The 1,848-nt window shown below is 74.5% G+C and carries 1 protein-coding gene; it reads right to left on the reverse strand.

Annotated elements, in window-relative coordinates; translation table 11 throughout:
• Nucleotides 1-294: 294 nt before the first annotated feature.
• Nucleotides 295-1,410, reverse strand: coding sequence for a chorismate synthase (gene aroC / locus AAC134_RS23810; protein ID WP_339952299.1), 1,116 nt, complete (start codon nt 1,408-1,410; stop codon nt 295-297).
• Nucleotides 1,411-1,848: the final 438 nt, after the last annotated feature.

The following is a 1,848-nucleotide window of genomic DNA, read 5'->3' on the forward strand; positions in this document are numbered from 1 at the left end:
GCGACCGGCGAAGCCGGCTTGTCCTTGACCCCTGCGGGCGAGTCGCTCAGGCATCGCAAGCGAGAGACGGATCCGGAGAACAGGCGCGGGCGTCTTGTTCTCTGGTGAGTCAGGAGCCCGCCGGAGGCGCCCGCCCTGCAGACTCCGGTCACAGCCGCCCCCACGGACGCGACGCAGCCAAGCCCGCCCGCAGGGCGCCTGTAGAAACCTCTTCCGCAAACGGTCTGCAGGCGCCCTGCGGGTGGGCCTGGCTGCGTCGCGCGCCGGTCTGGCGCCGCGCCCGAACCGCGGGCGTCAGCCCAGCGGCCCCAGGCTCTCGCCCGGCGCCGCGCCGGTCTGACCGCGGTTGAGCAGGATGTGATCGAGCAGCACGCAGGCCATCATCGCCTCGCCCACCGGCGCCGCGCGGATGCCGACGCAGGGATCGTGGCGGCCTTTGGTGACCACCTCCGCAGGTTGCCCGTCGCGCTTGATCGAGGCGCGCGGCGACAGGATCGAGGAGGTCGGCTTGACCGCGAAGCGCACCACCACGTCCTGGCCCGACGAGATCCCGCCCAGCACCCCGCCCGCATGGTTGGACGCGAACGTCGGCTTGCCGTCGTTGCCCATGAAGATCTCGTCGGCGTTCTCGACCCCGGTCAGTTCGGCCGCGCCCATGCCCGCGCCGATCTCGACCCCCTTGACCGCGTTGATCGACATCATCGCCGAGGCCAGGTCCTGGTCGAGCTTGGCGTAGACCGGCGCCCCCAGCCCCTCGGGCACGCCCGAGGCCACGACCTCGACCACCGCGCCGACCGAGTTCCCGGTCTTGCGCAGCCCGTCGAGATAGCCCGTCCAGGCCTCCGCCGCCTCTGCGTCGGGCGACCAGAAGGGGTTGCGCGCGCATTCCTCCCAGTCCCAGCGGCCGCGGTCGATGGCGATGGTCCCGATCCGCACCAGCGCCGCGCGGATCTGCAGGTCGGGCAGCATCTGGCCCAGCACCGCCCGCGCGATTCCGCCGGCGGCGACCCGCGCCGCCGTCTCGCGGGCCGAGGAGCGTCCGCCGCCGCGATAGTCCCGCACCCCGTACTTGCGCCAGTAGGCGAGATCGGCGTGCCCCGGCCGGAAGCTGTCGGCGATCTCGGAGTAGTCCTTCGAGCGCTGGTCGGTGTTCTCGATCATCAGGCTGATCGGGGTTCCGGTGGTGACGCCCTCGAAGACGCCCGAGAGGATCTTCACCTCGTCGGCCTCGCGCCGCTGGGTGGTGAAGCGGCTCTGCCCCGGCTTGCGGCGGTCGAGCCAGACCTGCAGGTCCGCCTCGCTGACCGGCGCCCCCGGCGGCACGCCGTCGACGACGCAGCCCAGCGCCGGCCCGTGGCTTTCGCCCCAGGTGGTGAAGCGGAACAGGCGGCCGAAGCTGTTGAAGGGCATGGGGCAGGGTCCCGGCTGGAGAACACGGGCGCCCGTTTAGCGGACGCGGCGGCCGGGCGGAAGGGCTGTGCGCGCGCGTCAGGGGGCTTCGCCCGACGCGGACGTCGCGCAGGCGCCGCGCTCGGCCGGTCGCAGGGCTCGCCGTCGCGCTGCGCGGCGCGGTCGGCGGGGGCGCCTGGCGGGGCCGCTTCCTGGCGATCGAGCGGGTTCGAGCGGGACGAGCGAGAGCCGCTTGCGAACCCGCCAGATAACAGGCGCTTTGCGAGGGCTGGGGGCGTCGCGCAGCGCCGCCGGGTTGCGACGGGGGACGCCGAGGGGGGGCAGGGCGCGCGCGGTCGGGGCGGAGCGCGCCCGGTCGGGGCGGTGGAGCGCCGCACGGGACCGATTCCGGGGGCGGCCTGCGCCGCCGCGCGCACTGGCGGGGGGGGGCCGGGGGGG

Origin of the sequence: uncultured Albimonas sp. (assembly GCF_963977235.1) — a bacterium.
Lineage (GTDB): Bacteria > Pseudomonadota > Alphaproteobacteria > Rhodobacterales > Rhodobacteraceae > Albimonas.

Bases quoted from the DNA above. Each gene is read 5' to 3' on its own strand.
- aroC (WP_339952299.1), bottom strand. From the start codon at position 1,410: ATGCCCTTCAACAGCTTCGGCCGCCTGTTCCGCTTCACCACCTGGGGC.